Here is a 21662-nt window from a genome sequence, read left to right on the forward strand (position 1 = left end):
AATAAAATGAACAATAAATATAAAAAAAGCTGGGCACTTTTAATTTTATGTCCACCATTGATTTTCCTTGCCGTTGCGCTGATTGTAATGTGGTTGTGGAACTGCATTCTTCCCGAAGTTATTGGTGTGAAAAGTATCAATTTCTGGCAGGCGATGGGAATTTTGGTTTTGAGTAAAATTCTTTTTGGAGGTTTCCACGGAAAATTCGGAAGGGGAATGAGAGATATGAAAGAAAAACATCTGAGACATAAAATGGAGGGAATGTCTGCAGAAGAAAAAGAAAAATTCAAAGAAGTCTGGAGACAGAAATGCTCAACCGGATTCTTCAACAGAAATAACGAATAGTTTGAAATTTTAAGGAAGTAGTAAAGTAAAAACTAAAACGAATTCGTCTCTATAAAAAACAAGAAGTAGTAAAATTTAAAATTTAAGAAAATGAAAAATTCAGTATTAAAAGGTGTTCTTGGAGCACTTGCCGTTGCCGGAGTTGCAATGGTTACCAAAAAAGTAATTGAAAGAAAAAGATTTGTAAGAGGTATTTTCAACGAATACGGAATCAAAGAAAAATCACCTTTCGGATTGGCTGATAAGATCAGAGAAATGGATGAAGAACAGTATCAGGAACTGAAAGGAAAGTTCAAGAAAGAATTTGCCTCAAGATGTTGTAGAAAACATGCGAAAAAAGAAGATCTTACAGAAGCATAATAGTAAAAAATAACTAAATTGAAATTGTTTAATTCCGGTGCGGGAAGCAAAGCTTCCCGCACCGGAATTTTTTCTTTAAAGAGTGGTTGATATTTTTGAAGCCGCTATTTAAACTTTTTTTACTAATTAAAATCAACATAAAGTTTGTCATTCCGTAGGAATCTCGGCAATAAATATAAATAATAGCTTAGATTCCTACGGAATGACAAACTCGGAAAATATTCTCAATTATACAAAAAAACTCAGCGACCCTTGCGTTAAAAAAAAAGAGATTGCTTTGCTTCGCTAGCAATGACAAAAATCGTATAAATAAAAGTACAAAGAAAATAAAATTCTTATTTTTGTATTCACTTACATGAAAGACTACTATTATTTTCTCGGTGTTTCTCAGGATGCTTCAGATGAAGACGTCAAAAAAGCATATAGAAAACTTTCATTAAAATACCATCCCGATAAAAATCAAAACGATGATTTTTTTGCAGAACGTTTCAAAGAAATTCAGGAAGCATATGAGACTTTGAGCGACCGGGGTAGAAGAATTACGTATGATCAAAATTTAGAAAGTCATCAGAAAACTTTCAGATATACCGTTCCACCGGCGATTAAAACTTTTTCGGCTAATAAAATCCATGCGAAAAAAGGAGAGGAGATTATCATTACATGGCAAACTCAGAATGCCGATGTAGTCAAAGTTTTACCATTTGGATTGGAAAAAGCTTATGGAGAAAGAATTTTTAAAATTACAGAATTTAAAAACGGAAAATTTCAGTTGCTGCTGCATGCGACCAATTCACTTTTGCACAAAACGGTCGTACAAGGAATTACGATAACAGAGGTTTTTGAATCTGATGGTGAAAAGTTCAGAGATAAGGCAGAAGAACTATTTAAATCACAGCCACGAACTGCAACAAATCCTAAAGGTCAGCCAAAAATTTTCAGATTAATTTTTGGACTATTGATTTTAGCTTTAGCAATTTATTTTTTAATCAGCAGTCTAACTAACTAACTAACTAACTAACTAACTAACTAACTAACTAACTAACTAACTAACTATGCCAATTTCTTATTTCCCGGGCATTTTTTGCAACGTTTCCCTTTCTTGAATTTTTTACAGCAAGATTTTTTGTCGCCACATAACATTTCTTCATTCTTGAAAGAAAATACCGGAGTCAATGGCGGAACTTTAAACGGAGTAATGATATTCATGTTGCAAATATATTAATTTAGAATAAATATAATTAATAAAATTTAAATTTTCTTTAAATGCTGATTAACAGATGATTTGAGGGAATGCTTTAAGTCTAATTTACCCTCTATTTATATTTTCCATAACTGAAAAGCTTAGTGAGCTTTTATAAATGAAACGGCTTTGTGAAACTTAAAAACAGTTAATAGTAGAAAAACTCAGTGCACTTTGTGTTCAAATTTGGCACTATAATTTATGAAAATCGCTCAAATATTTAAGTTGTAAAAAGAACTATTGAACCAAAATCGCTTCAATAGATGATTTGAATAAATTAATATCACTGCTTGTAATCACACATTCGCAAGTTTCAAAACCTGCATTTTAAAGCCAATTGTAAAAAGCCAATCGCCAACAATGACTTAGGTTGCGAAATCAGTTTAAAAATCGTAATTTTACGAATCTTTTTTTTCAAACAAAATCTAATATATAAAAATGAATACAGAGCAGTTTGTGAGCCGTCACATTTCCCTAAATGAAGCCGATAAGCAGGCAATGTTGGAAAAAGTTGGCGTTTCAAGTATCGAAGAATTGATTTCTCAAACCATTCCATCATCTATCCGTTTAGAAAGTGATCTGAATATTTCAGAACCTCTTTCAGAATACCAGATGCTGAATCATTCGAAAGAATTGGCAGCGAAGAATACTGATTATACAAGCTATATCGGTTTTGGATATCACAATACATTGTTGCCATCGGCGATTCAGAGAAATATCTTTGAAAACCCAAGCTGGTACACAGCGTACACACCTTATCAGGCGGAGATCGCTCAGGGAAGATTAGAAGCTTTGCTTAATTATCAGACTGTTGTGTGCGATTTGACAGGTTTTGCTTTGGCAAACGCGTCTTTGCTGGATGAATCTACAGCTGCTGCAGAAGCAATGCATATGTTCTTCAACAACAGAACGAAAGATCAGAAAAAAGCAGGAGCAAACAAGTTTTTTATCTCTGATTTAGTTTTGCCTCAAACCGTTTCTGTTTTAAAAACAAAAGCTGAAGGTTTAGCAATCGAAATCGTAGAAGGTGATCACAAAACACATCAGTTCGACGAATCTTATTACGGAGTGTTATTACAGTATCCAGGCAAAAACGGAATCGTTTTAGACTATACAGAAGATATCGTGGAATACAAAAAATTAGATTTACAAGTTGTTGTAGCTTGTGATCCGATGGCTTTGGTTAAATTGAAATCTCCTGCATCAATGGGCGCTGACTGTGCTGTTGGAACTTCACAGAGATTTGGTATTCCATTAGGTTACGGTGGTCCTCACGCAGCATTTTTCTCTTGTAAAGAAGATTACAAAAGAGATATTCCGGGAAGAATCATCGGGGTTTCTCAGGATATGTACGGAAAACGTGCGTTGAGAATGGCTTTGCAAACGAGAGAGCAGCATATTAAGAGAGAAAGAGCAACCTCAAACATCTGTACTGCTCAGGTTCTTTTAGCAGTTATGGCAGGAATGTATGCTGTTTATCATGGTCCGAAAGGATTAAATTATATTGCTGATCAAATTCACTTTAAAGCAAATGCTTTGAAAGGCGGATTAAAAGCTTTAGGTTATCAGACTGTTGAAGAGCCGATTTTTGACACGGTAAAAATCGTAATGTCTGAAGATGAGAAAGCAAGATTGATGAGAATGATGCTTGATCACAGACTGAATCTTAATTATTTCACAGAAGGAGTTGTAAGCATTGCGATCAACGAAAGTACAACATTGGAAAAATTAAATGTTCTGATGGCTTCTTTTGCTCAGTTTAAAGATAAGCAGACTTTCAAATTAGAAATAAAAGAAGGATATAGCATTCCAGAAGAAAATCTTAGAAAAGATGAGATTCTTACGGAAGAAGTGTTCAACAAATATCATACAGAGACAGAATTGATGCGTTACATCAAGCGTCTTGAAAGAAAAGATTTATCATTAACGCATTCGATGATCTCTCTTGGTTCATGTACAATGAAATTGAACGCGGCGACTCAGATGTTGCCACTTTCGTGGGCAGATTGGGGAAGTGTTCACCCGTTTGTCCCGGTAAATCAGGCAGGAGGTTATCAGGAAATGATCAAAGAATTAGAAAAAGATCTTTCTGAAATCACAGGCTTTGCAGGAACTTCTCTTCAGCCAAATTCAGGAGCTCAGGGAGAATATGCAGGTTTGATGGTGATCAGAGAATATCACATTTCAAGAGGCGAAGGTCACAGAAATGTGGTTTTGATTCCTCAGTCTGCACACGGAACAAATCCGGCTTCTGCAGCAATGGCAGGAATGAAGATTGTTGTCGTTAAAAACCTTGAAAGTGGGGAAATTGATTTTGAAGATTTCAAAGCTAAAGCAGAAGCTAATTCTGAAAACTTATCTTGTGTAATGATCACATACCCTTCAACGTACGGGTTTTTTGATGCAAACATTAAAGAAATTACTCAATTGGTTCACGATCACGGTGGACAGGTTTATATGGACGGTGCGAACATGAACGCTCAGGTAGGATATACAAGTCCTGGAAACATCGGAGCAGACGTTTGTCACTTAAATCTTCATAAAACTTTCGCAATTCCTCACGGAGGTGGAGGTCCTGGTGTTGGCCCGATCTGTGTTGCGAAACACTTAGTTCCTTTCTTGCCTACCAATGCAAACATTAAAGTAGGTTCAAAAGAAGCGATCGAAGGAATTTCTGCAGCACCTTACGGTTCTGGATTGATTTTGAATATTTCTTACGCTTACATCAAAATGTTGGGAACTTCAGGTTTGAAAAAAGCAACTGAACATGCGATTTTAAATGCAAATTATTTAAAAGAAATCTTAGCAGAACATTTCCCTATTTTATATTCAAATACAGAAGGTAGAGTAGCGCACGAATGTATCGTAGATTTCCGTCAGTTCAAATCTTTAGGAATTGAAGTGGCTGATGTAGCAAAAAGATTAATGGACTACGGTTTCCATGCGCCTACGGTTTCTTTCCCGGTTGCAGGAACTTTAATGATCGAGCCTACAGAATCTGAAAGCAAATCTGAAATCGACCGTTTTGCAGAAGCTCTTATCGCAATCAAACAAGAGATTGATGAGATTGCTAATGGCGAAGCAGATCAGTCGAACAACGTCTTGAAAAATGCTCCTCACACTGAGCAATTGGTAATTTCTGATTCTTGGGATAAACCATACAGCAGAGAAAAGGCAGCTTATCCTCTACATTGGGTAAGAGATCACAAATTCTTTGCATCAGTTTCTAGAGTTGACGAAGCTTACGGAGACAGAAACTTAGTTTGTACTTGTGAGCCGATTGAAGCTTATATGTAATTAAAAGTTTTTATATAATTAATCCCTTTCAGTGATGAGAGGGATTTTTTGTTATTAGGATCAGCTTTTAATATAGATTTTATAGGTAAGTTTTTAAATTAAAACGTTGAAATTCTGCTTAAGCATGCAATTAATTCTGGTAAACTGTATACGCCATCATTTATAAGAATACATTTATCTTTATTTCCAAATGAGTTAGCAGTGTATATTTTTTGATTATCAATGATAAATAGTACTTTGTTTTTGTTTCCGAAAGAATTTGCAGAATGAACTTTTTGACCATCAATAACAAGCACTATTTTGTCTTTATTTCCAAAAGAATTTGCAGAATAGACCTTTTGACCATCAATAATAAGTATCATCTTGTTATTGTTTCCGAAAGAATTAGCGGTATATATTTTTTGATTATCAATAATAAGTACTACTTTGTCTTTATTTCCAAAGGAATTTACAGAATAAATTTTTTGATTATCTATTATAAAAATTACTTTATCCTTGTTTCCAAAAGAATTTGCAATATAAATTTTAGTCATATTTATTTTAATTAATTTTTGGTTTCAGTTGATAAAATATTGGAAGTTACTTGTAAAATATTTTCAATGTTTTTTCTGTTTTTACCCATGTCGAAAGCACCGCCAAACATCATACCTGTTTTTGGAGAAGATGTTATTGATACTTTCGTTAAGCTATCAGAAATTATTGTAAGCTGGATTGGAATATTTTCTCCCCAGCTGAATAGACTTACTCCTGCTTTTACTAGGATTCGTCCAGATAATTTGTCTGCGTTCTCAATTTTCATTCCATTAATTTTAGGAATGGCTTTGCATAGTGCATCAAATACTTTTTCTTTATTAAATGGAAATTCACTTTCTCCATTATGATCTAAAAATGCCATAATTTATTATTTAAATATTTTCGTAAGTATGATTACTAAATATTTAAATTCCTTACGGGAATCCATAAAAACATTTAGATATAAATAAATCCCTTTCAGTTTTGAGAGGGATTTATTTTTGTAGAAATTGTTTTGAATTGTGTTTAAGGTTTGGAACTTTGCGAAAGTGGGGCAATGGGGGGGATATATTTTCAATTTTGCGTAAAATGTTGAACCAAAGAACAAACGTTGAACTTTGCAGTTTCGCCTCACTATCATAGCAGAAGTAGTTTTATTTCCCACTCATATTTTGGTCATAAAAATCTGTAAATTTGCTTATAAGTTCATCTAAATTTTCTCTGTTAAATTCTCCAAAACCTAAAGTCATAATGTGTCCTTCGGTATTATTTGATAAAATACGGTTGAAATTTTCGATATAAGTATGAGCGTGTCCTTGCGATTGTAATTCCGCATTTATCATTTTCATCCAATATTTTTCGTCTTTTTCTTCTATCGAGTAAGTTAAATAGGGTAGAATAAAAGGAACAAATTTATCATATTGCTTATTTTTGTGTGGATTTAAATTGTCATTTGGCCAAACCCTGAAATTTTCATGTAAGTTTAAATTTTCAGATTTAACAATTGTAGCTGTTTCATTTTTCGCAATTTCTGAAATAATTTCCCCCTTATTTTGAGCATATAACCAAAACCAAGCTAAATCCCAAGCTGTTGCACCTTTGTGATTTATTAAGTTATAAGGATGAAATATTGAGTCTATTGCAACATAACCTTTTCCATTTCCGACTGTGTTTCTAATAATTTCTATTAAATCATCGTGATTGGAAATTTTTTGCATCGGATTTCCATTTATAAAGCCATAAATATAATTTGATGTCCAATTTGAAGGTTTATGATATTTGTTGTTATTGATATCTTCGTTTTTTTTTTCAAATCGTGAACTCAATTTTTCATTCTCGTTTAATTCATTCTCTTTTTGCTGTTTGGTTTTGAAAAAGTCAAAAATTCCCATATTTGTCGATTGTTGGTTTACTATTTCTGCTAAGATTTGTCTTCACGCAGTGCATAAATCCAAACTATAATCAAATATAAAAAAAGTCTTCCGAAAACGGTTAATTTGTTATAATCAATTTTAATTAATTCGAACATGAAACAAAAAGCATGAGAAAGGCAACTTAAATTAGATATGTTTTTCTCCTATTAATCGTACTAATAATCTGGTTGATTAAACAAAAATTTTACCCTTTTGTCTGATGTTTTATCGTAATTGATTGATTTATAGTGGTCAGCAGGATGGTGCAGGATGCTCATATTTATGTTTGTGATTAGCTTGGTTAACACAAAATTAATATTACATGAACAAGAAAACTTTACTCATTAAGCAAGCTTTAAAATCTTTGCTGTTGTGTGGATTGACCTTATCCGCTGCTGGCTTAGATGCTCAGACATTAGCATTTCCGGAAGCTACCGGATTCGGCAGATTTACCACAGGAGCAAGAGGTGCAGCAAATCCTCAAATCTATTTAGTTACCAATTTGAATGACAGCGGCGCAGGTTCGTTCCGAGATGCGGTAAGTCAGCCGGGTCGTTTTGTTATTTTTAAAGTGGGAGGTATTGTTAATTTACAATCAGTTGTGGCTGTGGCTGCCAATACAACAATTGCAGGACAGACTGCACCCGGAGAAGGAATTTTGTTTTTAGGACCAAGAGTGTCATTTTCAGGAGCCAATAATACGATTGCTAGATATATGCGTATCCGTTATGGCGGAACATCTCAAAATCAGGATGCATCAGGAATCGCCAACGGAGCTAATATCATTTTAGATCATATGACTTTTACCTGGGGAACAGATGAAGTTTTTTCTGTGAACTGGGATAACAACGGAACGAGTCCTGATAACATAACGATTCAGAATTCTATCATCGGACAAGGAATGCACCGACACAATCACTCTGCAGGTGGATTGATGCAGCCGCCACCAGGAGGGAAAATCAGTTTGATCGGGAACTTATATATCTGTAATAAAACACGTAATAATAAGATTAAAGGAATCAATGAGTTTGTCAATAATGTAGTTTATAATTGGGGTAATTACGGAAATAGCTATGGTCACACACAGTCTGGTGAAGCTTACATCATGGGTGGAGATTCTGCAGGAGCTTCGTATGCCAATATTATAAACAATTATTTTATCGGAGGTCCTAATACAAGTGGTACGGTTTCTACACCTTTCAGCGTAGGAAATGCCAACTTCAATTTATATGGTTCCGGAAATTATTTTGATAACAATAAAAACGGAGTTTTGGACGGAACTTTAGTTCCGCAGGATTTAACAGGATATCCGGTCGGAGATATTACGGCAATACAGGCAACTTCTTACGATTATCCGATGAAAAATCCAACTTTAACTGCACAGGCTGCATTTGATAATATTGTTGCGGGAGTTGGAGCATCTTATCCACAACGGGATCAGGTAGATCAGCTGATGATTTCGGATCTGTCGTCAAAAGGAACAACTGCTACTTATGTTTATGTACAGACTGATTTAACGACTCAATTTGGTTTTACCAATGGTGGTGCAGGACACATTTATGGTGCTCCAGCTCCTTTGGATATGGATAATGACGGAATGCCGGATGCATGGGAAACTGCCAACGGGCTGAATCCTAACGTTGCTGATGCTTTGGCAGTAAGTACAACACACGCTCCGTATTTAAATATCGAGGTATATATTAACGGTTTACCCAATACAGCTCCTCCGACTTTTATTATTCCACCATCTAATCTTAATTTTACTAATCCATTGACTGCGGGAACTCCGGCTTCCAGTTCATTAACGGTTAACTGGAATGATAATGCTGCTAATGAAACAAATTATATACTGGAGCGTTCTAACGATGGTACTAACTTTACGGTCATTGCAACTTTACCTGCGAACACAATAACTTACAATGAAACAGGTTTAACGCCGAACACTCAATATTATTACAGAGTGAAAGCAACCAATGCATCAGAATCTTCGGTGTATACAGCCAATGCGTCGATCACAACGCCGCCCGTTCCTTCGGCTCCTACGCAGGCAGCGAATCCGACTCCTGCAAATAATAATACCAATATAGAATTGAACAACGGTAACCTGCTTTTAAAATGGACAGGCAGTACCAACACAACAAGTTACTCAGTGTTTTTTGGAACAGATCCTCAAAATTTAAACAATGTTGCTACTGTACCTTATTCTGTAACACCGTCATATCAACTCTCTAATTTAAACCCGGCAATCAATTACTACTGGAGAATTGATGCTGGTAACACTCTCGGCATTGCAACAGGAAATGTGTGGAGTTTCCGTGCTATTACACCAAGTCTTGTCGGGAACTGGCCATTTGCCGAGGTTCCTTTATCCGGCGAACAGATTACTGATGTAACGTCTTTTGCTAATCACGGAATCTTAAATGCAGCCTATGATAATGCCAACGTGAGAGTACCTGGAAAAGAAAACAATGCCCTTGATCTGGCAACTTCGCCGGCTACTCCGTATATTGCAAGTATTCCGCATCAGGAGCAGATTTTATTTAATACAAATTCTTTTACCGTTTCTTACTGGATGAAAGCTCCGGCAAGTATGATCCCATCTTCTTCGTCAACCAGTCTTTACGTGTTGTGTAAGGGTTCGATCACTGCCAATACTACAACAGGTGCAACGGGAAAACGCTTTAACATAGAGATCAAAGGAGGCCAGCTGAGGTATGCAATCGATGATAATGTGACGAAAAAGGAAATCACTTCACCAATTGCCAACTTTTTTAATGGTAACTGGGTGCATGTTGTGATTCAGAGAGATGTTACTGCTCATAAAATGAGAATTTATACGAATGGTGTTCTAAGTTCTGAGGGAGATGAGACTGCGGTTACAGGTATTGGTGAAGCAAGTGATTTTATCATCGGAAACATCGGTGAGCTCGAGTTTCAGGCAACTGCCAATGCCTCGGCTCCTTATAAAGGTGCATTTGATGAACTGAAAATGTACAATTACGCATTAACTTCAGCTGAAATATCTGCTTTGTACAATCAGGCAGTATTGGGTAATGCGGAATTCAGTATCAGTAAAAATGTGGGAACGGTATATCCAAATCCTGTAAAAGATCAGATTTTCATTAAACTTCCTGAGTATAAAAAATCTAGTTTAACAGCAATCGTAATGGATATGACCGGAAAAGTGATCATCAAAGAAAAGTTGAATGCTAACGGAAACGGAATTTTTAATTTAAATATTGCCGGTAGAAAAGTATCAGGAAATTATATTCTGAATGTTTCAGGAGATAATTTGAACAGCAATTTCAAAATTATTGTTCAGTAGAAAATAAGAGCACACTTTTATACATTCATATTTTCAAAAGGAAATCCTTTCAATTTATTGAAAGGATTTTTTTATTATGACAATCTAAAATTCCACTCCTTTGGAGGGGAGAAGAAAATCCGAAGAATTTTTTACTGGATGTTTTTGTTGGTGATATGATGAATGTAAACAGTGACAAAGATATACGTTGGTAACGAGTGGAACCACTTGGCTTGTGCTTTCATAATGCTGTGATGATGTTGGGTAAGTTGTTTTATTCTTTCTTATATCAGCATATTTGACCATTACTGCTTAATTTTCCAAGAATTGATTTTTCTGTTACTTATAATTTCTATGTGGTGGAGGATGTTTTGTTCTATTTTAGACTTTTTGTTTAGCTTCCAGTTTCCCAATCAAATTTCCTTTCACAACAGTAAAAGTATAATCTTTAGCTTCAGCAAAAGAAATCTCATATTTCCTTGCAATATTTCTTAAATCTTCGGGAAATTTTGATAAAAGGTGATCATAAAAGCGATCCAGAAATTCTTTTGAAGGCATTTCGTATTTTATTCTAAGCTGGAAACGTCTAATGATCGCTGTATCAATGATTTCTGCATGATTGGTGGCGCAAAGTAAAAGTGCATTTTCTGGATAATAATCGATTAATTGAATCAAGGTATTGACGAGTCGTCTCATTTCGCCCACATCTTTGTCGTCGCTTCCACGAGCTTTTCCGATTTGGTCGAGTTCATCTAAAAATAAAACAGATCTTTCTCTTGCAGCTTTATCGAAGATCATTTTGATATTTTGTGAAGTTTCACCGATTCTTGAAGAAACGATATTGCTAAGATTTAGAATAATGATATTTTTACCCAAAGCATTCGCAACCGATTTTGCCGTCATGGTTTTTCCGCAACCTGAACTTCCTTCGAGAAGAATTTTGTTATTGACGGGAAGCCCGTATTCCATTAGTTCCTTAGAGTAAGTCTGTTCTTTGATGAGCTGTACAAACTGCTGCTTATTTTGTGGTGTAAGGAAAACATCATCGAGCGTTACTTCTTCTTTATCCTGAATGATGAGGTTGTACAGATTCATTTTTTAGCTTTGTTTAAACTGTTGTCGTAGCAAAGATAATTCTTTAGAATCTTTTAGAATTTAATTATAGATCGAAGTTTAAAATCGTTTTGAATTTTTCAAGATAATTTTCATCTGAAAAATCGATGAAGAAATTTTTCTGCCAAGTCTGAGTTTTAGTCGCTTGTTTATTTTGGGGAAAATCCCAATCCGGATAAACTCTGAATCCGCGTTTTCCTTCCCTGGAAACGGTTGTCAGAATTTGTTTTTGAGACATAATATTTTTAGGAAAAAAGAAAAATCCAAATTTTTCATTGTTTTCACAAGCAATGATATAAAAATCAAAGGGATCTTCGAAAGTGAAAGGCTCGGTTTGTTTACTTGAAAGATTTCTCTTCCACAAAGTCACAAATTGTCCGATTTTCTTAGGAGTGATTTTAGCTTTTCTGAATTTGATGCTGGAGTGATCAAGTCTGAAACTATGACCAAAATATTCTTCACATTCAGGATCCTGCAGAAGATTGGAAATGATTAAACTGAGTTTAGAAAAAACTAAATTTTGAAGTTGCCCGAGTTCTGTAATCATTTATTATGTTTTTTGCGCTGTTTTACTCCGGTTGAGTAAAACAGCGGGCAGTTTTTGTTGGTAACTGCAAACATAATAATATCATCTGATAAATTTGCTGAATAGTATTTTTTTATTTCCTATTAGTTGTTTTCTCTTTTCACTGTTGCGATATAAGAAGAAACTAAAACTGCGCATGTTGCTACTCCGATAATTGCGATCATAATTTTTGAATTTTTATTTATATTAATATTTATTGTGAATTCTGTAATGCAATATTACGGCTTTCAAATTGTATAGGCAATACAAATATTATGATGTATATCAGTTTGTTACGGTATTATTAAGCTATTTTAGACTAAATATTAATTGAATAATTTTAAAATTTAACTGTAAATTGTCCGTATAATAAATTATTTTATTCGTAAAATAATGTGAATTTGTTAATGTATTCGTATTTTGTATTTAAGACTCGATAATTCAAATAAGATAAAAATGCTTTGCATAACAAAAATTAAAGCACTTAAAAATCATGCTTCGACGATCAAAATGAATAAAATTTAATGATTTAAATCTAGATTTTTAGTTTGGGGCAAGATCAATACAATTTCTGATCATTTTTGCAGAAAAAACTCGTCCGTTTACTTTTTCCTGTATCTTTTTTTACAGTTGCCGCTCCACAGATCGGGCAGTTTTTCTGATGATAAATCTGAAAATGCTTACTCAGAACATTTGCTTTCTTCCATTTTTTAAAGTCGAAGCCGTAGTTTCTTGCTTCTGCAATAATTTCTTGAAGTTTTTTCGGTGGTAAATTTCCGATCAGACTTTCCGGATGAATACCAACTCTGAATAACGCTTCATTTTTGATAATATTTCCGACTCCGGAGAAAATATCCTGATTCATCAACGCGTCACAGATCATCATTTTTGGAGCTGCTTTTAAAGTCTTTTCAGTTTTTTCGGGATTCCATCTGTCACTCATAATATCTGCTTCCCAATCGATTTTTAATAGATAACTTTCATCAATAACCTTTACGACACAAGTGTAAAAATACATTCCGCCATCTTTGAAGGTTAAACCCAATTTAAGGGTATCAATATCTTTCCTGTTATACAAACTGTAAGAACCGAACATCATTAGGTGAATTTTGAAAATAATTTTATCAAAAATCAGATACGTCTGCTTCCCGAAAATTTTTATTTCACGGAGAACTTCTCCTTTGATTTCGGAATTTTCAGGAACTTCGCTTCCATTGACTTCAATTACTTTTTTACCTACAAATTTTTGCAGATCTTCTTTCATGAGAACGATTGTTGGACCTTCAGGCATAATATTGTTTTCAAGAAAAACTCAAATATTATTCCTTTAAAAGTAAAAATTGAATTAATTTTGGAAAATGATGAATTTGAACCAGATTTTCACCAGTCAGCGTACCGGGAACAATCCAAATACTGTTGCTTCAAGAACAGATTTTCAGAGAGATTTTGACCGTATTATTTTTTCGTCGGCATTCAGAAGGCTGCAGAACAAAACCCAGGTTTTTCCGCTTCCGGGAAGTGTTTTTGTGCATAACCGTCTTACGCATTCGCTTGAGGTTTCTTCTGTTGGAAGAAGTTTGGGAAGTGTGATCGGAGAATATATAGCAGAAAATCATAAAAGCGATCTTACCGAAGAATCTAAAAATTTTTACCAGCATAATTTAGGAAATGTAATTGCTGCAGCATGTCTTTGCCATGATGTGGGAAATCCCGCTTTCGGACATTCGGGAGAAGATGCAATTGCCAGCTATTTTGACCGGAATGAAAATGACCTTAAACCTAAATTCAACGAAAAAGAATGGGCTGATCTGGTTAATTTTGAAGGAAATGCCAATGCTATCCGGGTTTTAGCTCAACAACAGCAAGGTAAAGATGCGGGTGGAACTCAGCTGACGTTTGCAACCTTAGCAAGTATTGCAAAATATCCTTGTGAAGCAATTGCTAAGAAAAAAGGAATTATTCATCGAAAAAAATTCGGATTTTTTCAAAATGAGAAAGATATTTTTCTTGAAATTGCAAAAGGAACCAATTTAATTTCAGAAAGCGAAGATCCGCATATTTTTAAAAGACACCCTTTTGTATGGTTAGTAGAGGCAGCCGATGACATCTGCTACAATATTATCGACATGGAAGATGCACACAGATTGGGAATTGTTTCAACAGCAGATTGTCAGAATCTGTTTTTTGAGCTGGTAAAATCCGAAACCGATGATGTAGACAGGGTTAAGAGAAAGCTTGATTCTATTGGAAATGACAACGAAAAGATCTCCTATTTAAGAGCAAAAGTAATTAATGCTTTGATTAATAAATCGATCTCAATGTACAAGCAAAATTTCGACAAAATTCTTGAAGGAAATCTCGACAAAGCTCTGCTTGATATGTACAAAAGTGAAAACAAGGCTTTGCAGGATATAGAGAGCTTTTCAGTCGAAAAAATATACAATCATAAAGCAGTCGTGGAAATTGAAAACGCAGGATACAATGTAATGTACGAGCTTCTTGATCATTTTATACCTTCTATTTTAAAATCTGAAGATAAAATCAAATCTTATGATACAAAAGCTTTAAAATTAATTCCAAAACAGTTCATTTACGAAGAGGGAAGTGATTACCAGAAAGTTTTGGGTGTGGTTGATTTCGTTTCCGGAATGACGGATAATTATGCAACTGATCTTTATCGGAAAATAAAAGGAATCGATATCGGAATGACGATGTAATTTATTCATTTTACATTTCATTATTTGCCTGAAAAATTGTATCTTATCACCTAATTCATAAATAAAAACAATATGGTGTATTTAGGTATTTTGGTCTTTTTCGGACTTGTCACATTATTCGCTTCTTTTTTTACAGTAAAGCAGGAATCTGCAGCTGTGGTGGAAAGATTAGGTAAATTTTTAAAGGTTAGTCATGCAGGTTTGCATCTGAAAATTCCTTTTTTGGATCAGATTTCCAAACGTCTCAATCTTAGAATTCAGCAATTGGATGTCATCATAGATACCAAAACTCTGGACAATGTTTTCATTAAAATGAAAGTTTCCGTTCAGTATCAGGTAATCAGAGAAAATGTGAAAGATGCATATTATCGTTTGGAAAATCCTGAAAATCAGATTACGTCTTACGTATTTGATGTCGTACGTGCTGAAGTTCCGAAAACAAAATTAGATGATGTTTTTGTAAGAAAAGATGATATTGCAATTGCCGTTAAAAGTGAATTGCAGGAGGCGATGCAAAGTTACGGTTATGATATTATCAAAGCTTTAGTTACGGATATCGATCCTGACGAACAGGTAAAACACGCCATGAACAGGATCAACGCTGCAGAACGTGAAAAAACCGCTGCAGAATATGAATCTGAAGCTCAGAGAATAAGAATTGTTGCGGTTGCAAAAGCTGAGGCAGAATCTAAAAAACTTCAGGGACAAGGTATTGCCGACCAAAGAAGAGAAATTGCAAAAGGTCTTGAAGAATCTGTAAAAATGCTGAATGCTGCAAACATCAATGCACAGGAAGCTTCTGCGCTGATCGTAGTAACCCAGCATTACGATACGTTACAGTCGATTGGAGCTAATAACAGAAGTAATTTGGTTTTGCTTCCAAATTCTCCGACAGCCGCAAGCTCGATGCTGAATGATCTGGTTGTTTCAATGGCAGCAACACAAAAAATGGATGAATTCAGTAAAATTCAACTTCCGAATCCTCCGAAAAATCGAGGTGGTCATCAGGAAGAACACTAAACTAAATACAAATCCCTTTCAATTTTTTGAAAGGGATTTTTTTATTTCTTGGTTTTGGAAACCTGTTTTACCAAAGTGTATTTGATTGACGAACCATCCATTGGCGGATTTTCAATTTTTTCTGTTTTAACCTTTAAAACATATTCAAAGCCCGGTTCGTAAGTGAAGCCTTCGATGTTGTTGTAGAAATTTCCCCAACTGTCGGATTCTTTTTCTTTTACCTGAAGACATTTCATTGGCGCAACTCCCGTACAATCTACAGTTTGTGAGGCAATGATGAAAGTTTTTTCATCCTCTGAAGATGAATTTGGCATTGGTTTGTTTACATTGTGTTATTAAAAACATGAATGTAAATGTATAGCTTACTATTTTTAAAATATTTTTCATACAATTAATTTTTGTGGTAACCAAAATTAAGCTTTTTCCTGAGTTCTGAATTTCTGTTTACCAATCAACAATTCGAAAAATAATTTAAAATCTGAAATCAATGACCAAAGTGGATACTTAAAAGTTGCCGGTTTATTTCGTTCTATGAAAGCATGACTCAGCCACGCAAAACCATATCCAAATATCGGAATGTACCAAAGAAATCTTTCTTTTCCGGTATAAAATACAAATCCGATCACGGCAAAAACAAATAAAATTCCTAAGAAATGGAAAATTCTTGTTCCCAATTTACGGTGTTCTTCGAGATAAAATTCGTAGAACTCACTGTATGTTTTAATTCTTTCAGCCATGGTTTAGTATTTAAAGATCTTAGAATACTTTAGCAATAATTTCGCCAAATACAAAAAAGGCAAAACTGTATTTTACAATTTTGCCTTTCGTTATTTAAAAATATTTGATTTAAACTTTTCTCAACTTACTGTTCTGATATCCATAGCAGAAATAGATCACCAAACCTACAGCAAACCAAAGTCCAAACCAGAACCAGTTTTCATGGCTCATTCCGGTCAGTAAATAAAGACAAGAACTCAAACCAATCAACGGAATTAATGAAAGATTTTTAATAAAAGTCAAAATGCACAATCCTAAATTAATCAGGATAAAAAAGAAAATAGAAGCTCTGAATTCTCCCTGGTCGGGATCTTTCCAATCCATCAAAGTATCAAAAAATGCAGGCTGAAAATAATAAAAACCGACCAAAGCTCCGATGAAAATTACAGGAAAGATAATTTTACCATTAATATAAGGAAGGTGAAATCTGCCTTTGATCTTTTCTTTTGCCGGCAACAATAAAACTCCGGCACAAACCAACACAAAAGCAAAAATTGTCCCGATGCTTGTAAAATCCAGGATAAAACTTTTATCGGTAAAAATAATCGGAACACCCACTACAATACCTGTAATAATTGTAGCAAAAGATGGTGTTTTGTATTTTGGGTGTACAGTCTGAAATTTTTCAGGCATCAGTCCGTCACGGCTCATCGCATACCAGATTCTTGGCTGTCCCATCTGGAAAACCAGTAAAACTGTGGTGATTGCTACAATTGCTACAAAAGAAACCACCAGTTCCATCCATGCAACATTCGCGTTTGTTTTTTCAAATATAAATGAAAGCGGATCTCCTACACCGTCAAATTTTCTGTAATCGACCATTCCTGTGAGAACCAGAGTAAGGCAGATATAAATTACGGTACAAAGCACCAAAGAAATGATCATTCCTTTCGGTAAGGTTTTTTGCGGATCTTTAGTTTCTTCAGAAAGTACACTCAAAGCATCAAAGCCAATGTAGGCGAAGAAAACTCCGGAAACAGCACTCATGACTCCTGCAAAACCGTTTGGCATGAAAGAAGTAACTCCTGTTTCAGGATTTAAAGGGGTCCAGTTATCTGTATTGATGTATGAAAAGCCAACTAAAATAACCAATACAATAACCGCTAATTTTAATATAACTAAAGAATTATTGAAATTTTTACTTTCCTTTAAACCTACATAACAAAGCCAGGTAATCAAACCATTAATGATGAGTGCAGGAATATCAACGATGAATTTTAAACTTCCCAATAGTGGTGCATTTGTCCATGCATTGATTAATTCTTTATTTTCAGAACCATTTAAGAAAGCTTTTTTTGCTTCTGTGTAACTGCATGTGAGATAATCTGGAATATGCATTCCGAGGCGCTCCAGAAAACTTGTAAAATAATCTGACCAGGAGAATGCAACATAGATATTTCCGAAGGAATATTCCATAATCAAAGCCCAACCGATAATCCAGGCAATCAATTCCCCAAAACTTGCGTAAGCATAAGTGTAAGCCGAGCCAGCTGTGGGAATTCTGCTGGCAAATTCTGCATAGCATAAAGCTGTAAAACCACAGGCAAAACCGCAGATCAGATAGAGTAGAATAACACCGGGACCACCTCTGAAAACCGCTTCACCCAAACTGCTGAAGCTTCCTGCCCCGATAATTGCTGCGATTCCGAAAAATACGATGTCCCAAACACCTAAAACCCTTAAAAGATTAGTGGAAGTATCTGTTTCTGAATAGTTTTTTCTTCTGAAAAGTTGATTCATTCAATAGTTATATATAAGTTGAAAAAAACAAATGTAATTATTTCTATTAAATAATTAATATTTTCTTAAATATTCTTGCTGAAAAGTTAATAAGTATTAAAAATTAATCCACAAACTAACATTATCTGAAAAGACTTGTTTATACAATATCTTTTCGATATTTTCGTTGATAATTTGTGGATAAAAACTTATCTGAAATTTAAGATAAATGGTCTTATTTTTGAAGGCTAACCCATTTTAAAATTTGATATTAATGAAATCAAAAAAAATACTTTTAGCGGCTGCTGTTTTCTATTTTGGTATTTCCGAAGCCCAACAGTCACAGTACTTTACCCAAAAGGAAAACTACAGGTTTAACTTAGCACAGAATCTTTACCAGACCAAAATATACAACGCTTCACAATACGAATATGCACGCCAGTATTTCTATAATCAGAATCTGGAGCAATCGAAAAAAGAAGCTGCACAGTTTTTTGATAACGTCATAGGAGTGATCCTTCAGAAAAATCATGCTGAAGAAGGATTGACGGCTTTTATGAAAGAATATCCCAACTCTGCATATTTTGCTCAGGCTAATCTTCCGTTGGCAGATTATTATTTGGCTAAAAAAGATTTTAAGGAAGCTTTAAAAACTTTAAAGAAAGTTAATCAGTATCAGTTAACCCGTGAAGAAAATACGCAGTATATTCTAAAATTAGGTTATGCCAAATTTATGATGGGAGATTCTAAAGGTGCGATAGATGCGCTGGAAGAAGCTTACAAAACAGCAGAGGAATCTCAAAAAGGCGATATTGCTTATATGTTAGGGCATTTGTTCTATTCAAAAGGTCAGAACGACCAGGCTTTCCAGTATTTTGATTCGGTAAAAGATCAGCCTAAATTTTCAAAGCTCGTGCGTCCGTATTATGTTCAGATGCATTACAATGATAAAGATTATGATAAAGCGATTTCTGAAGGAACAGCTTTATTAAATGAAGATATTTCAGAGTCTTATAAAGCAGAGGTTCATAAAATCATTGGTGAAAGTTATTTTATGAAGAGTGATTATGAGTCTGCTTATCCGCATTTGAAAGATTATCTGAGCGTTCAGCAGAATCCTTCAGAAAATGATTTGTATGAAATGGGATTTGTGGCGGCTCAGCTCAAAAAATATGATGAAGCGGTTTCTTATTATAATCAGTTGTTAAACAGCAATTCGGCTTTGGCTCAGAACGCTTATTATCAGTTAGGAAACGCTTATCTGGCGGTCGGAAAAAAGCAGGAAGCACTTTCAGCGTTCCGTTCTTCTTATCAGATGGATTATGATGCGAGTGTAAAACAGCTTGCTCACGAACAGTATGCAAAATTGGGTTACGATATAGGAAACCCGTTTGAAAGTCCGACAACGGTGATTCAAAATTACATTACCGCAAACCCAAGCGGTGCTAAAAATGCAGAAATGAGATCACTTTTGGTGAAATCTTATCTGTATTCCGGAAACTTTAAGGAGACTTTAAACGCAATTGATAAATTACCGAATTCAACTCCTGAAACCGATAAAGTGGATCAGGAAGTTTCTTATTTATTAGGAACGGAAGAATTTAACAAAGGAAATTTTGATGAAGCTGAAAGATATTTCTTAAGAAGTCTAGAATTTAATATTAATAAAGAGTTCAACAGCAGAGCTTTGTATTGGTTGGGTCAAGTGTATTATCAGAAAGGAAATTACCCTTCTGCGATTGCACGTTATGAAAAATTAGTGAACGAAACTTTCCCTGAAAAACAGCAGTTGCCTTACGACATCGGTTATGCTTATTTTAAATCTAAGAAATTCGATCAGGCGGAGCAATATTTTACGCAATATTTAAAAAATCCGAAACCTGAATTTAAAAATGATGCCGAGCTTCGTTTAGCGGATATTAATTACGCCAACAACGACTTGGATCAGGCAATTGCGATTTACGATAAAAACGAAGATGCTACCGATTATACTTTATACCAAAAAGCTTTGGCTTTAGGATTTAAAGATGATAACGCAGCAAAAATTACCAACTTAAAATCATTGATTTCAAAATATCCTTCTTCGGAATATATTGATGATGCACAGTATGAAATTGGTGTTGCTTATGCAGCTCAAAGTGATTTTGCTAATTCTAATGATTTCTTCGGAAAGGTTATTAAATCTTCTCTGGATAAAGATTTGGTGGCGAATGCTTCTATTTACAGAGCGCAGAATTATATTGACCAAAACCAAAGTGATAAAGCCTTGTCTGAATTAAGATCTCTTGGTGAACAATATAAAAATACAGCTTATGCACAAAAAATCGTTCAGGCGGCAAAGCCTATTTTTACTAAAAACGGTGATGTTTCCGGTTACGCAGATTTTGCAAGAAATGTGGGAGTTAATATTGATGCTTCTGAAATTGATGAAATCAATTTGTCAACCGGAAAACAGTATTTCACAAAGAAAGATTATAAAAACGCGATCTCTTATTACGAAAAATATTTAACTCAGAATCCGACAGGAGAAGGTCTTTATCAGGCCAAATATGAGTTGGGAGAAAGTTATTATCAGACAAATAATCCTACAAAAGCATTATTGGTTTTACAGGAGATTGCAAACGTTCAGAACGATTATCAGGATGATGCACAAACCCGGGTTGCTCAGATTTACATTGCTCAGGGAAATTCTGCTGAAGCTAAAAAATATTTGGAAAATATCAGAAATTCTTCTAACATCAACGTCAGAAATTATGCGAATGTAGAATTGATGAAAATGTATGCTGAAGAAAAAGATTTTTCACAGGCTGAAAAATTAGCCGATGCAGTAATTGCCAACAACAAAAACTCTGCAGCAGTTATTGAAACTGCAAAAGTAATCAAGGCGAGAAGTCTGATGAATTCAGGGAAAGATAAAGATGCTCAAACAGCTTATACTTCGCTTGAAAAATCTTCAAACACAGAAGTTGCGGCAGAAGCTCTTTACGCAAAAGCATTCTATCAGAACAAAGGAAAAGCATTTAAATCTTCTAACGAAACTATCTTCAAATTGGCTAATAATTATGCGTCAGAAGATTATTGGGGAGCAAAAGCATTGGTTTTGATGGCGAAAAATTATATTGGCTTGAAAGACAATTATCAGGCGAGTTACACTTGTGATCAGATTATTGCCAATTATGCAGATTTCCCGGAAATTGTTGCAGAAGCGAAAGAGGTTAAAAAATTGATTAAAAAATAAATGTACTGTCGTATTTATGTAAGATGTATCGATGTCATTTAA

Annotated in this window: 17 protein-coding genes; 8 read left to right on the forward strand and 9 right to left on the reverse strand. The window is 34.7% G+C overall.

The features are described from left to right. Nucleotides 1-6 precede the first annotated feature (6 nt). The 4 genes from K0R77_RS07995 to gcvP all read left to right on the forward strand — a co-directional run bounded on the left by K0R77_RS07995 (nucleotide 7) and on the right by gcvP (nucleotide 5242). Nucleotides 7-345 carry a hypothetical protein gene (locus K0R77_RS07995; RefSeq protein ID WP_300350862.1) on the forward strand — a complete coding sequence of 113 codons (339 nt, stop codon included), beginning with the start codon at nucleotides 7-9 and terminating at the stop codon, nucleotides 343-345. A 90-nt stretch (nucleotides 346-435) separates the two neighbouring features. Further along, the gene (locus K0R77_RS08000; protein ID WP_300350865.1) at nucleotides 436-705 is read left to right on the forward strand and encodes a hypothetical protein; all 270 of its coding nucleotides are present in this window, start codon (nucleotides 436-438) and stop codon (nucleotides 703-705) included. A gap of 355 nt (nucleotides 706-1060) precedes the next feature. After that, nucleotides 1061-1711, forward strand: a complete 651-nt coding sequence (locus K0R77_RS08005) for a DnaJ domain-containing protein (RefSeq protein ID WP_300350868.1) — start codon at nucleotides 1061-1063, stop codon at nucleotides 1709-1711. A 672-nt stretch (nucleotides 1712-2383) separates the two neighbouring features. Next, nucleotides 2384-5242, forward strand: a complete 2859-nt coding sequence (gene gcvP / locus K0R77_RS08010; RefSeq protein ID WP_300350870.1) for an aminomethyl-transferring glycine dehydrogenase — start codon at nucleotides 2384-2386, stop codon at nucleotides 5240-5242. Between the two features lie 98 nt (nucleotides 5243-5340). On the opposite strand, the gene K0R77_RS08015 is transcribed toward gcvP, so the two are convergent. From K0R77_RS08015 to K0R77_RS08025, 3 genes are all read right to left on the reverse strand, one after another. Continuing rightward, nucleotides 5341-5775: a hypothetical protein gene (locus tag K0R77_RS08015; RefSeq protein WP_300350873.1), complete on the reverse strand. Its 435-nt coding sequence runs from the start codon at nucleotides 5773-5775 to the stop codon at nucleotides 5341-5343. A gap of 11 nt (nucleotides 5776-5786) precedes the next feature. Beyond that, complete coding sequence (locus K0R77_RS08020) at nucleotides 5787-6137, reverse strand: hypothetical protein (RefSeq protein ID WP_242800692.1); 351 nt, start codon at nucleotides 6135-6137, stop codon at nucleotides 5787-5789. Nucleotides 6138-6408: 271 nt separating this feature from the next. Continuing rightward, nucleotides 6409-7146, reverse strand: coding sequence for a hypothetical protein (locus K0R77_RS08025; protein ID WP_300350878.1), 738 nt, complete (start codon nucleotides 7144-7146; stop codon nucleotides 6409-6411). A 343-nt stretch (nucleotides 7147-7489) separates the two neighbouring features. Between K0R77_RS08025 and K0R77_RS08030 the strand changes: the two genes are divergently transcribed. Then, nucleotides 7490-10492, forward strand: a complete 3003-nt coding sequence (locus K0R77_RS08030) for a LamG-like jellyroll fold domain-containing protein (RefSeq protein ID WP_300350881.1) — start codon at nucleotides 7490-7492, stop codon at nucleotides 10490-10492. Between the two features lie 360 nt (nucleotides 10493-10852). Here the strand turns inward: K0R77_RS08030 and K0R77_RS08035 are convergent, their stop codons facing one another. The 3 genes from K0R77_RS08035 to K0R77_RS08045 all read right to left on the reverse strand — a co-directional run bounded on the left by K0R77_RS08035 (nucleotide 10853) and on the right by K0R77_RS08045 (nucleotide 13440). Continuing rightward, nucleotides 10853-11566 (reverse strand): AAA family ATPase, encoded by a 714-nt coding sequence (locus K0R77_RS08035; protein WP_300350883.1) that lies wholly within the window; start codon nucleotides 11564-11566, stop codon nucleotides 10853-10855. A gap of 64 nt (nucleotides 11567-11630) precedes the next feature. Next, nucleotides 11631-12131, reverse strand: a complete 501-nt coding sequence (locus K0R77_RS08040) for a MepB family protein (protein ID WP_300350886.1) — start codon at nucleotides 12129-12131, stop codon at nucleotides 11631-11633. Between the two features lie 577 nt (nucleotides 12132-12708). Further along, nucleotides 12709-13440, reverse strand: a complete 732-nt coding sequence (locus K0R77_RS08045; RefSeq protein ID WP_300350888.1) for a DNA-formamidopyrimidine glycosylase family protein — start codon at nucleotides 13438-13440, stop codon at nucleotides 12709-12711. A gap of 70 nt (nucleotides 13441-13510) precedes the next feature. Here K0R77_RS08045 and K0R77_RS08050 point away from each other — a divergent pair, with 70 nt between their 5' ends. Both K0R77_RS08050 and K0R77_RS08055 read left to right on the forward strand, forming a co-directional pair. Then, nucleotides 13511-14866, forward strand: coding sequence for a deoxyguanosinetriphosphate triphosphohydrolase (locus K0R77_RS08050; RefSeq protein WP_300351718.1), 1356 nt, complete (start codon nucleotides 13511-13513; stop codon nucleotides 14864-14866). 72 nt (nucleotides 14867-14938) lie between these two features. Next, nucleotides 14939-15886, forward strand: a complete 948-nt coding sequence (locus K0R77_RS08055) for an SPFH domain-containing protein (protein WP_300350891.1) — start codon at nucleotides 14939-14941, stop codon at nucleotides 15884-15886. A gap of 41 nt (nucleotides 15887-15927) precedes the next feature. On the opposite strand, the gene K0R77_RS08060 is transcribed toward K0R77_RS08055, so the two are convergent. From K0R77_RS08060 to K0R77_RS08070, 3 genes are all read right to left on the reverse strand, one after another. Next, entirely contained in the window at nucleotides 15928-16200 is a 273-nt protein-coding gene (locus K0R77_RS08060) for a DUF4377 domain-containing protein (RefSeq protein WP_300350894.1), read from the reverse strand. Nucleotides 16201-16299: 99 nt separating this feature from the next. Continuing rightward, on the reverse strand, nucleotides 16300-16623 hold the full coding sequence (locus K0R77_RS08065; RefSeq protein WP_300350896.1) for a DUF962 domain-containing protein: 324 nt from the start codon (nucleotides 16621-16623) through the stop codon (nucleotides 16300-16302). A gap of 109 nt (nucleotides 16624-16732) precedes the next feature. After that, nucleotides 16733-18403 (reverse strand): APC family permease, encoded by a 1671-nt coding sequence (locus K0R77_RS08070; RefSeq protein WP_300350899.1) that lies wholly within the window; start codon nucleotides 18401-18403, stop codon nucleotides 16733-16735. A 253-nt stretch (nucleotides 18404-18656) separates the two neighbouring features. Between K0R77_RS08070 and K0R77_RS08075 the strand changes: the two genes are divergently transcribed. Continuing rightward, on the forward strand, nucleotides 18657-21620 hold the full coding sequence (locus tag K0R77_RS08075) for a tetratricopeptide repeat protein (RefSeq protein ID WP_300350901.1): 2964 nt from the start codon (nucleotides 18657-18659) through the stop codon (nucleotides 21618-21620). The last annotated feature ends 42 nt before the right edge of the window (nucleotides 21621-21662 follow it).

The organism is Chryseobacterium sp. (assembly GCF_029240215.1).
GTDB lineage: Bacteria > Bacteroidota > Bacteroidia > Flavobacteriales > Weeksellaceae > Chryseobacterium.

What these genes read in the sequence shown, in the direction of transcription:
- K0R77_RS08065 (WP_300350896.1), bottom strand. Translation starts at nt 16,623, where the DNA reads ATGGCTGAAAGAATTAAAACATACAGTGAGTTCTACGAATTTTATCTC.
- K0R77_RS07995 (WP_300350862.1), top strand. Translation starts at nt 7, where the DNA reads ATGAACAATAAATATAAAAAAAGCTGGGCACTTTTAATTTTATGTCCA.
- K0R77_RS08070 (WP_300350899.1), bottom strand. Translation starts at nt 18,403, where the DNA reads ATGAATCAACTTTTCAGAAGAAAAAACTATTCAGAAACAGATACTTCC.
- K0R77_RS08075 (WP_300350901.1), top strand. Translation starts at nt 18,657, where the DNA reads ATGAAATCAAAAAAAATACTTTTAGCGGCTGCTGTTTTCTATTTTGGT.
- K0R77_RS08045 (WP_300350888.1), bottom strand. Translation starts at nt 13,440, where the DNA reads ATGCCTGAAGGTCCAACAATCGTTCTCATGAAAGAAGATCTGCAAAAA.
- gcvP (WP_300350870.1), top strand. Translation starts at nt 2,384, where the DNA reads ATGAATACAGAGCAGTTTGTGAGCCGTCACATTTCCCTAAATGAAGCC.
- K0R77_RS08020 (WP_242800692.1), bottom strand. Translation starts at nt 6,137, where the DNA reads ATGGCATTTTTAGATCATAATGGAGAAAGTGAATTTCCATTTAATAAA.
- K0R77_RS08000 (WP_300350865.1), top strand. Translation starts at nt 436, where the DNA reads ATGAAAAATTCAGTATTAAAAGGTGTTCTTGGAGCACTTGCCGTTGCC.
- K0R77_RS08060 (WP_300350894.1), bottom strand. Translation starts at nt 16,200, where the DNA reads ATGCCAAATTCATCTTCAGAGGATGAAAAAACTTTCATCATTGCCTCA.
- K0R77_RS08005 (WP_300350868.1), top strand. Translation starts at nt 1,061, where the DNA reads ATGAAAGACTACTATTATTTTCTCGGTGTTTCTCAGGATGCTTCAGAT.
- K0R77_RS08040 (WP_300350886.1), bottom strand. Translation starts at nt 12,131, where the DNA reads ATGATTACAGAACTCGGGCAACTTCAAAATTTAGTTTTTTCTAAACTC.
- K0R77_RS08015 (WP_300350873.1), bottom strand. Translation starts at nt 5,775, where the DNA reads ATGACTAAAATTTATATTGCAAATTCTTTTGGAAACAAGGATAAAGTA.
- K0R77_RS08025 (WP_300350878.1), bottom strand. Translation starts at nt 7,146, where the DNA reads ATGGGAATTTTTGACTTTTTCAAAACCAAACAGCAAAAAGAGAATGAA.
- K0R77_RS08030 (WP_300350881.1), top strand. Translation starts at nt 7,490, where the DNA reads ATGAACAAGAAAACTTTACTCATTAAGCAAGCTTTAAAATCTTTGCTG.
- K0R77_RS08050 (WP_300351718.1), top strand. Translation starts at nt 13,511, where the DNA reads ATGAATTTGAACCAGATTTTCACCAGTCAGCGTACCGGGAACAATCCA.
- K0R77_RS08035 (WP_300350883.1), bottom strand. Translation starts at nt 11,566, where the DNA reads ATGAATCTGTACAACCTCATCATTCAGGATAAAGAAGAAGTAACGCTC.
- K0R77_RS08055 (WP_300350891.1), top strand. Translation starts at nt 14,939, where the DNA reads ATGGTGTATTTAGGTATTTTGGTCTTTTTCGGACTTGTCACATTATTC.